The sequence below is a fragment of the Streptomyces sp. NPDC048111 genome (assembly GCF_043202815.1).
GTDB lineage: Bacteria > Actinomycetota > Actinomycetes > Streptomycetales > Streptomycetaceae > Streptomyces.
On the sequence record NZ_JBIDBD010000001.1, the window covers coordinates 1047484 to 1056511 of the forward strand.

9 protein-coding genes and 1 rRNA gene are annotated in these 9028 nt (G+C 68.9%); all 10 read right to left on the reverse strand.

Annotated elements, in window-relative coordinates:
- Positions 1-18: 18 nt before the first annotated feature.
- Positions 19-606 (reverse strand): MerR family transcriptional regulator, encoded by a 588-nt coding sequence (locus ACGF3I_RS04665; RefSeq protein WP_393129126.1) that lies wholly within the window; start codon positions 604-606, stop codon positions 19-21.
- A 207-nt stretch (positions 607-813) separates the two neighbouring features.
- Positions 814-1287 carry a bifunctional nuclease family protein gene (locus ACGF3I_RS04670; protein ID WP_006123076.1) on the reverse strand — a complete coding sequence of 158 codons (474 nt, stop codon included), beginning with the start codon at positions 1285-1287 and terminating at the stop codon, positions 814-816.
- 53 nt (positions 1288-1340) lie between these two features.
- Complete coding sequence (locus ACGF3I_RS04675; protein ID WP_393129063.1) at positions 1341-2084, reverse strand: MerR family transcriptional regulator; 744 nt, start codon at positions 2082-2084, stop codon at positions 1341-1343.
- A gap of 20 nt (positions 2085-2104) precedes the next feature.
- Entirely contained in the window at positions 2105-3049 is a 945-nt protein-coding gene (locus tag ACGF3I_RS04680; RefSeq protein WP_393129127.1) for an FHA domain-containing protein, read from the reverse strand.
- A gap of 82 nt (positions 3050-3131) precedes the next feature.
- Positions 3132-3956 carry a DUF881 domain-containing protein gene (locus ACGF3I_RS04685; RefSeq protein WP_393129064.1) on the reverse strand — a complete coding sequence of 275 codons (825 nt, stop codon included), beginning with the start codon at positions 3954-3956 and terminating at the stop codon, positions 3132-3134.
- 5 nt (positions 3957-3961) lie between these two features.
- A complete protein-coding gene (locus tag ACGF3I_RS04690; RefSeq protein WP_031069011.1) occupies positions 3962-4294 on the reverse strand; it encodes a small basic family protein in 333 nt (110 codons plus the stop codon).
- The gene (locus ACGF3I_RS04695) at positions 4291-5214 is read right to left on the reverse strand and encodes a DUF881 domain-containing protein (RefSeq protein WP_393129065.1); all 924 of its coding nucleotides are present in this window, start codon (positions 5212-5214) and stop codon (positions 4291-4293) included. Before ACGF3I_RS04695 ends, ACGF3I_RS04690 begins: the two co-directional genes overlap by 4 nt.
- A 166-nt stretch (positions 5215-5380) precedes the next feature.
- A complete protein-coding gene (locus ACGF3I_RS04700) occupies positions 5381-7876 on the reverse strand; it encodes a sugar phosphate nucleotidyltransferase (RefSeq protein WP_393129066.1) in 2496 nt (831 codons plus the stop codon).
- 114 nt (positions 7877-7990) lie between these two features.
- A complete protein-coding gene (locus ACGF3I_RS04705; RefSeq protein WP_393129067.1) occupies positions 7991-8599 on the reverse strand; it encodes a CDP-alcohol phosphatidyltransferase family protein in 609 nt (202 codons plus the stop codon).
- A 182-nt stretch (positions 8600-8781) separates the two neighbouring features.
- A 5S ribosomal RNA gene (gene rrf, locus ACGF3I_RS04710) occupies positions 8782-8898 on the reverse strand.
- Positions 8899-9028 lie beyond the last annotated feature (130 nt).

A 9028-nucleotide genomic window follows, 5' to 3' on the forward strand; every position in this document is an offset into this window, starting at 1 on the left:
GGCGGCGCGGCCCGGGCTTCAGACCGCGCGGTTGCGCCGCCTGGCCAGCTCGTCGGAGGGGTTGTGCCCCACCAGGGTCTCCCCGGTGTCGACACGTTCCCCGTGCAGCTGCGAGAGCGCCGCCTCGACGTCCCGCCACACCACGCCGACCGCGATGCCGAAGACGCCCTGGCCGCCCTGGAGCAGGTTCACGACCTCGTCCGGGGACGAGCACTCGTACACGGTGGCGCCGTCGCTCATCAGCGTCATCCGCTCCAGATCACGAAAGCCCCGCTCGCGCAGGTGCTGGACCGCGGCGCGGATGTTCTGGAGGGCCACACCGGTGTCGAGGAAGCGCTTGACGATCTTCAGGACGACGACGTCCCGGAAGCTGTAGAGGCGCTGGGTGCCCGATCCGTAGGCCGGACGCACGCTGGGCTCGACCAGGCCGGTGCGGGCCCAGTAGTCGAGCTGTCGGTAGGTGATCCCCGCCGCCGCGCACGCGGTGGGCCCCCGGTATCCGATCGTTTCGGCGGCCGGGGCGGCCGTACCGCCGTGGAGCGGGTACGGCCCGCTCTCCCCCGGACCGGGTCCGGGAGCACCCCCTGCCGTACCGTCGCCGCTCATTCCCACGCCGACCCTCCGTCCTTGACCTGCCCACTCGACGGTAGGCAGTCACCAGGGGTGCGTCAACGATCGCCACACTCGGCACGCCGAGTGATAATCACCCTGAGAGTGGTTTCCCGTGTCTCTCTTGGGGGAAAGGCTACTCGAATGCGCTGAAGCCCCTCCGGCGCACGCGCGGCGCGCGGCACCCCTGCGACGGCCGCCGGGTCACTGGCTGTTGGTGCCGAAGTCCTCGGGCGAGATCTGGTCGAGGAACTCGCGGAACTTCTCCACCTCGTCCTCCTGCTCGTCCGGGATGGCGATCCCCGCGTCGTCCAGGACCCCGTCACTGCCGTAGATCGGCGTTCCGGTGCGCAGTGCCAGCGCTATGGCGTCGGACGGACGCGCGCTCACCTCCACCCCACTGGCGAAGACCAGCTCCGCGTAGAAGACGCCTTCCCGCAGATCCGTGATGCGGACCTCGGTCAGCTCCTGGCCCACGGCCTCAAGGACATCCTTGAAGAGGTCGTGCGTCAGCGGCCGCGCCGGCGCCATCCCCTGCTGGGCGAAGGCGATCGCGGTCGCCTCCCCCGGACCGATCCAGATGGGAAGGTACCGATCGCCTCCCACTTCACGCAGGAGCACGATCGGTTGGTTGGAGGGCATTTCCACCCGGACACCCACGACGTCGAGCTCGTTCACACAGCAACCCTAGGACGTGCTCGGCAGGTTTGGGTAGTCGGGCACCTACAAGATCAGTGAAGCCGGACACCCAGGGCGGTCTGCACCAGGGCCGCGTGCAGCCGTACGGACAGGGCCGCGAGCTCCTTCGTAGTGGCCTCCGCATGGGCCCTGGTCTGCGGATTACGGTGCAGCCGCAAGGGCGCAACCACCTGCTCCACCAGGCCCGCCTCGCGGTCGGCGGCGGCCTTCATGGCACGCAGATGCCGCGGTTCCAGACCAAATCGCCCCAGATCCGCCACAAGGCGTGCCACGTTCACCGACTCGGCGTCGAAACCGCCCTCGGGACCGGGTGTGACGAGCCCGTAGGACTCCCATTCGGCCAGCTCGGCCTCGCTGACCTCGGCCGCGGCCATCAGCTCGGCTCGGCCCACCCGGGCGGCCGTCGGCCGGTCGGCGTCCTGCTCGACCAGCCCGTCGAGCAATTCACGGGAGCCGCCGGGAGCGGGCAGAGCGGGCTGCTCACCGCGGTCCAGCGCGTCCAGATGCTCACGGATGACCTTGAGCGGAAGATAGTGGTCCCGCTGCATCCGCAGGACCTGGGCCAGCCGCTCGACGTCCTCGGTGCTGAACTTGCGGTAGCCGGACGGCGTACGCCGCGGCTCCACCAGGCCCTCGGACTCCAGGAACCGGATCTTCGAAATCGTCACTTCGGGAAATTCGTCGCGCAGCTGGTTGAGCACCCCGCCGATGCTCATCAGCCGGCCGCCCGCGGCGGCGGTGCCGGATCCGGCACCGCCCGTCGGTGTCTGCAGCATGGACCTTCCCTGGCCGGGTGTCAGAGCGCGCGCTGGCTCGCGTAGAAGACCAGCCGGTACTTGCCGATCTGGACCTCGTCACCGTTGGACAGGGCGACGGAGTCGATGCGCTCGCGGTTGACGTACGTACCGTTGAGGCTGCCGACGTCGGAGACGGTGAAACGCCCGTCCCCGCCGCGCCGGAACTCCACGTGGCGGCGCGAGACCGTCACGTCGTCCAGGAAGATGTCGCTCTGCGGGTGGCGGCCGGCCGTGGTCAGCTCACCGTCCAGCAGGAAGCGGCTTCCCGAGTTCGGCCCGCGGCGCACCACCAGGAGCGCCGAGCCCAGCGGAAGGGCGTCGACCGCGGCCTGCGCCTCCGGGGAGAGCGAGGGCACCTGTGTCTGGCCCGTCACCTCGGCGTCGTACGCCTCGAGACCGGAGATCGAGATGGTCGAGGTGGTCTCGGACGCACGCTCCGGAACGACGCCCGGACGCAGCGGGGCACCGCAGTTGGAGCAGAACCGGCCGGCTGCGGGGTTGGAATGCCCGCACCTCGTACAAACAGGCATGCCCGACATCGACGGATCCTCCTGCCGCGGCGGCACCGCGTGGGCACTGGTGGCATACGGGTCGGAGCCAAACCCTCCACCCGTACCTGAGGTTGACGGTTCCCCGAAACCTATGCGCCCGGCCCCCGCAGGGTCAACAGACGACGCGCCCGGAATGTCTCCTCCGGAACCCGCCACCTCGTCGCGGAACAGGGGGCGCTCGCCACCCTGCTCCTCCGCGCCCTCGGGGCGCTGAGCGCGGTGCCTGGCGGCGTTGCCACCGTCCTGGCGTGCGCTCTTGCCGAACAACTTCGCAAACAACTTCACGGGCGATTCCCCTTGACCGAAATAGACCCGCCCGTGGGGCAGGACGAACCCTGAATCAACACACCGGCCGACCCGGACATCCTCACAACGTCCGTATCCGCCAAACAGTTTCCACCACGCGCACCTGTTACGGAGCGGCGACCCCCCGCAACCTTCTGCCCTTGTGCGACAGCAGCCACGCCCCACCTCATCAGTGCGAGGACGACTGAGCGTAGTCAGGCCGCTTCGCGGCTCGCAAGGCATTCACGACGATCTTCTCAGAGCGGGCCACCGTGGCGGTGGCCTGCTCCTTCTCCAGAGTCTGCACCACCCCGCCGGGGATGTTCAGGGCCGGCTCGAGATCCTGCGGCCGACCGATCACCTTGAAGACGTACGGGGCCACGACCTTCTTGCCGTCGACCCCGATGCCGCCGGTCTCGTCCGAGAAGTAGGTGTTGGCCACCACGCGCACGTCGTTGACCTGGATCGCCTCGGCGCCCGCCGCGCGCAGTTCCTGCACCGTGTCAAGGACCTTGTCGGCCTCGACCGCGCCCCGGGGATCGCTGATCGTCAAGGTGATGCCGGGACCCTGTGCCGCGACCGTACCGGCCAGGATGCCGAGCTGCTGCTCCTTCTCCACGGTCTGCTTGCGCGCCTCCTCGGCCTGGTTCGAGCTGGTCTCCAGCTCGGTGCGCTGGCCTTCGAGACGCTGCTTCTCATCCTCTAGACGCTTCGTACGCGAATCCAGTTCATCCAGGATGCGCACCAGATCCTCCTGGCGTGCGCCCCGCAGTGCGTTGTCGTCGCTGTTCGAGCGGACCTGGATGGCGAGCCCGAGGCCGAGCACGAACAACAGCAGCGCCACGATGAGCTGCGCCCGGCTGGCCCTCGGCGGCCAGAGGCCCGCGGCCAGCCGCTGACGTCCCGTCAACTGCGGCGGGGCGTCCGCCGGTTCGCCCACGGCCGGGGTCGGCTCCGGGGCCGGGTGTCCCTGTCCGGGGCCGTCGGGACCGTTGTTCTTCTGCGCGTCGCTCATCGGCCTCAGGCCCTGAAGACGTGTCGGCGGATGGCGGCCGCGTTGGAGAAGATCCGGATGCCGAGCACCACGACCACGCCGGTCGACAGCTGCGCGCCGACACCCAGCTTGTCGCCGAGGAAGACGATCAGCGCGGCGACCACCACGTTCGACAGGAAGGAGACCACGAAGACCTTGTCGACGAAGATGCCGTCGAGCATGGCGCGCAGCCCGCCGAACACCGCGTCGAGTGCCGCCACCACGGCGATCGGCAGATACGGCTCGACCACCGCAGGCACCTCGGGCCGGACGAACAGTCCGACCACGACTCCCACGACGAGGCCAAGTACGGCGATCACGATGTGCCCTTCCCTGTGTCGGCCGCGCCCTTGCCGGCGCCCGTGGCCATTGGTTTTGCGGTCCGTACGGTCAGGCTCGGCGCCGCCGGGAGACGCACGTCGCCCTGGGCCGAAATGCTCGACCTGATCCCGTAGTTCTGCTGGAGCACATGCAGGTACTGACCGTCCGCACTGTCCTGGAAACCGGTGCTCAGCTTCTTTCCGTCCCCCACGGCGAGCACCGTGTACGGCGGCACCAGAGGTCTGTTGTCGACCAGTATGGCGTCGCCCGCGGCCCGGATCGCCGAAAACGATGTCAGGCGCTGCCCGTTGATGGCGATCGCCTCCGCGCCGGACTGCCACAGGCCGTTGACCACGCGCTGCATGTCGCGGTCCCGCACCCGGCCCGTGTCGGCGAACGTCGTGCTCTCGCGGGGCCGGCTGCCGTCGCCCTGGGACGTCTCCTTGGCGTCGTCGACGACCAGTTTGACCCCGGGACCGTGCACTTCCGTGGCGCCTGACAGCAGGGCCACCAGTTCACCCTGGTCGCCGCCGTGCTTCTCAAGCGCCTTGCGCTGCCGGTCGCCGACGTCGGTCCGCAGCCCGTCCACGTCGTCCTGCAGTGTGTCGGCGGCCTTGGTCTCCGACTCGACGCGGTCGATGAGCTCCTGACGCTCCTTGGCGACCACGGGCGCGGTGATCCGGGCCTGGGCGGCGCCGACCGTCACTACGAGAGCGGCCAGCACGAGGCCCGCCGCGAGCCCGAGCTTGGCCTTCAGGGTGCGCGGCATTCCGGCCCGGCCCTCGGCCTCGCGCCGGGCGGTCGCCTCGGCGTAGCCGTCGTCGAGCGCGTGGTCCATGACGTTGGTCAGCAGCGACATCGACGCGTCGGGACGCGGAGGCGGAGACGGCGTGCTCCGAACGGGGGGCTGCTGCGACATGCCGCACATCGTCGCACGTCGGCGCCGCTACCGCCGAATGGCCCCACCGGTGGGGGGGGGGGGGGGGGGGCGCGGCCGGCCCCCCCCCCCCCCCCCCCCCCCCCCGCCCCCCCCCCCCCCCCCCCCCCCCCCCCCCCCCCCCCCCCCCCCCCGCCCCCCGCCGACCTCAGTGACCTGCGCTGTCGACCACCGCGGCCCACTCGTCGAGGAGGGCCTGCGCCGATACGTCGTCCGGTCCCTCGGCCCACAGATGGGTGACGGCCTCCGCCGGGTCGGGCAGCACCATCACCCAGCGGCCATCGGCCTCCACGACCCGTACGCCGTCCGTGGTGTCCACGGACCGGCCGCCGGCCGCCTCCACGACCCGGCGCATGACCATGCCCTTGACCGCCCACGGCGTCGGGATGTCCCGGCGCAGGACGTGCGCCTGCGGTATCCGCGCGTCGATCTGGCTCAGCGTGAGCTGCGTGCGGGCCACCAGGCCGATGAGCCGCACGAACGCGGCGGCGCCGTCGAAGACGCTGCTGAACTCGGGGATGATGAAGCCGCCGCGCCCGTCGCCGCCGAAGATCGTGGACTCCTCGCGGCCGACCCGGGTCAGGTCGTCGGGCGAGGTGGTCGTCCACTCCACCTGGGTGCCGTGGTAGGCGGCCACCTGCTCGGCGATCCGGGTCGTGGTGACCGGCAGCGCGACCCGCCCGCTGCGGCGCTCCGCCGCGACCAGGTCCAGCATCACCAGGAGCGCGCGGTCGTCCTCCACGATCCGGCCCCGCTCGTCGACCAGCGAGAGCCGCTCGCCGACCGGGTCGAAGCGCACGCCGAACGCGGCCCGCGCCGAGGCGACGATCTCGCCGAGCCGGACGAGACCGGCCCGCCGGCTCTCCACCGACTCCGTCGGCCGGGACTCGTCGAGACCCGGGTTGATCGTCAGGGCGTCCACCCCGAGCCGTCCCAGAAGGCTCGGCAGAACGAGGCCGGCGCTGCCGTTGGAGGCGTCCACGACCACCTTCAGGCCGGACTCGGCGATCCCGGTGGTGTCGGCCTTGCGCAGCAGCGACCCGGTGTACGAGTCGAAGACGCTGGAGGGGAACTGCAGATCACCGATCTCGCCGGGGAAGGCCCGTCGGTACTCCTGACGTGCGTAGACCCGGTCGAGCTTGCGCTGGCCGGCCTGGGAGAGGTCGGCGCCCCGCTCGTCGAAGAACATGATGTCCACGGAGTCCGGGACACCGGGTGACGTACGGATCATGATGCCGCCGGCGCTGCCGCGCGCGGTCTGCTGCCGCGCCACGGGCAGCGGCACGTTCTCCAGGTCGCGCACGTCTATCGCGCTGGCCTGCAACGCCGAGATGACGGCCCGCTTGAGCGCTCGCGCACCACGGGAGTGGTCGCGCGCCGTGGTGACGGTCGACCCCTTCTTGAGCGTGGTCGCGTACGCGCCCGCGAGGCGTACGGCCAGTTCCGGGGTGATCTCCACATTGAGGATGCCGGAGACGCCGCGGGCACCGAAGAGGTGCGCCTGGCCTCTGGATTCCCAGATCACCGAGGTGTTGACGAATGCGCCGGCCTCGATGGTCTTGAAGGGATAGACCCTCACATTGCCCTGGACGATCGACTCCTCGCCGACGAGGCATTCGTCGCCGATGACGGCGCCGTCCTCGATCCGGGCGGCCCGCATGATGTCGGTGTTCTTGCCGATCACACAGCCGCGCAGATTGCTGTGCTGTCCGATGTAGACGTTGTCGTGGACGACGGCCTTGTGCAGGAAGGCGCCGCTCTTGACGACCACGTTCGAGCCCACGACGGTGTGCTCGCGGATTTCGACGTCGGCCTCGACCTTGGCGTAGTCCCCGATGTAGAGGGGCCCGCGGAGCACGGCGTCCGGGTGGACCTCGGCGCCCTCCGCGACCCAGACGCCGGGCGAGATCTCGAACCCGTCGACGTCCACGTCGACCTTGCCTTCGAGGACGTCGGCCTGGGCCTTCACATAGCTCTCGTGCGTGCCCACGTCCTCCCAGTAGCCCTCGGCGACATAGCCGTAGATCGGCTTGCCTTCCTTCATGAGCTGCGGGAAGACGTCTCCGGACCAGTCGACGGACTTGTCGGCCTCGACGTAGTTGAAGACCTCGGGCTCCATCACATAGATGCCCGTGTTGACCGTGTCGGAGAAGACCTGGCCCCACGTCGGCTTCTCCAGGAAGCGCTCCACCTTGCCCTCTTCGTCGACAATGGTGATGCCGAATTCGAGGGGGTTGGGAACCCGGGTCAGGCACACCGTGACCAGCGCGCCCTTTTCCTTGTGGAAATTAATGAGATCGGTGAGGTCGAAATCGGTGAGGGCGTCGCCGGAAATGACGAGGAAGGCATCGTCCTTGAGGGCTTCCTCGGCATTCTTGACGCTACCCGCGGTGCCGAGGGGCTTCTCCTCGTTGGCATAGGTGAGCTCCATACCGAGCTCTTCTCCGTCACCGAAATAGTTCCGGACGAGTGATGCCAGGAACTGCACGGTCACGACGGTCTCATTGAGCCCGTGCCGCTTGAGCAGCCGCAGCACGTGCTCCATGATCGGCCGGTTGACCACCGGCAGGAGCGGCTTGGGCATGCTCGAGGTCATGGGGCGAAGGCGGGTGCCCTCGCCACCAGCCATTACGACGGCCTTCATGTCGGAAACGTCCTCCTCGCGAGACGGCGATCTGGCCGACAGCGCCCGTGCACTCGGGCCTCCGGTGCGGCACGCGGCTGCCGACGAACCGTCGGGGGCGCGTGATCACCGAGCTCAGTCGGCCGTGGCGTCCGCCTTTACAAGCCGGCGGACCTGAACCACATACAAGATTCCTGCCCACCAATACAGAGTTGTACCCCATCCGGCGAACGCCCATCCGAAAATCGCCGCGAGCGAAGCCAGCCACCCGTGCCCGTCACTGAGCAGCAGCAGCGGGAACGCGTACATCAGGTTGAACGTAGCCGCCTTGCCCAAGAAGTTCACCTGGGGCGGCGGATAGCCGTGCCGGCGGAGGATTCCCACCATCACCAGAAGCATCAGTTCGCGTGCCACGAGCGCGGCCGTCAGCCAAATCGGCAGGATCTCCCGCCAGGTGAGACCCACCAGGGTGGAAAGGATGTACAGCCGGTCGGCAGCCGGGTCGAGCAGTCGGCCCAGATTGCTGATCTGGTTCCAGCGCCGGGCCAGCTTCCCGTCCAAGTAGTCACTGACACCGCTCAGCGCCAACACCAGCAGGGCCCAGCCGTCACTGTTCGGACCGTCGAAGACGGGGCGGAGGATCAGCCACAGGAACAGCGGTACGCCGACCAGGCGCGCCATGCTGAGAATATTGGGGATGGTGAGCACCCGGTCCGTCTGAACGCGAGTCTCCTGGACCTCCACCCGGGGGCCTCCTGTGGGAAATGTGCCGACGATGCCCCCTGACCCTACCGTCAGCGAGGGCCAAGGATGCACAGGGGGTACGGGCCGGGAGAGGCCGGCCTCCGCGCCCGCCACAACGCGAAAAAGCCCCGCACCGTGACCGTAATTCCTTACGGTCTGGTGCGGGGCTTTCCCCACAATTTGTTCGGCGGCGTCCTACTCTCCCACAGGGTCCCCCCTGCAGTACCATCGGCGCTGAAAGGCTTAGCTTCCGGGTTCGGAATGTAACCGGGCGTTTCCCTAACGCTATGACCACCGAAACACTATGAAGTTGAACTCGACCGGCACACACCCTCTTCAGGGCATGCGGGAGTTCGTTGCTTCAGAACAAACACAGTGGACGCGAGCAACTGAGGACAAGCCCTCGGCCTATTAGTACCAGTCAGCTCC

What these genes read in the sequence shown, in the direction of transcription:
- ACGF3I_RS04685 (WP_393129064.1), bottom strand. Translation starts at nt 3,956, where the DNA reads ATGAGCGACGCGCAGAAGAACAACGGTCCCGACGGCCCCGGACAGGGA.
- ACGF3I_RS04700 (WP_393129066.1), bottom strand. Translation starts at nt 7,876, where the DNA reads ATGAAGGCCGTCGTAATGGCTGGTGGCGAGGGCACCCGCCTTCGCCCC.
- ACGF3I_RS04695 (WP_393129065.1), bottom strand. Translation starts at nt 5,214, where the DNA reads ATGTCGCAGCAGCCCCCCGTTCGGAGCACGCCGTCTCCGCCTCCGCGT.
- ACGF3I_RS04675 (WP_393129063.1), bottom strand. Translation starts at nt 2,084, where the DNA reads ATGCTGCAGACACCGACGGGCGGTGCCGGATCCGGCACCGCCGCCGCG.
- ACGF3I_RS04665 (WP_393129126.1), bottom strand. Translation starts at nt 606, where the DNA reads ATGAGCGGCGACGGTACGGCAGGGGGTGCTCCCGGACCCGGTCCGGGG.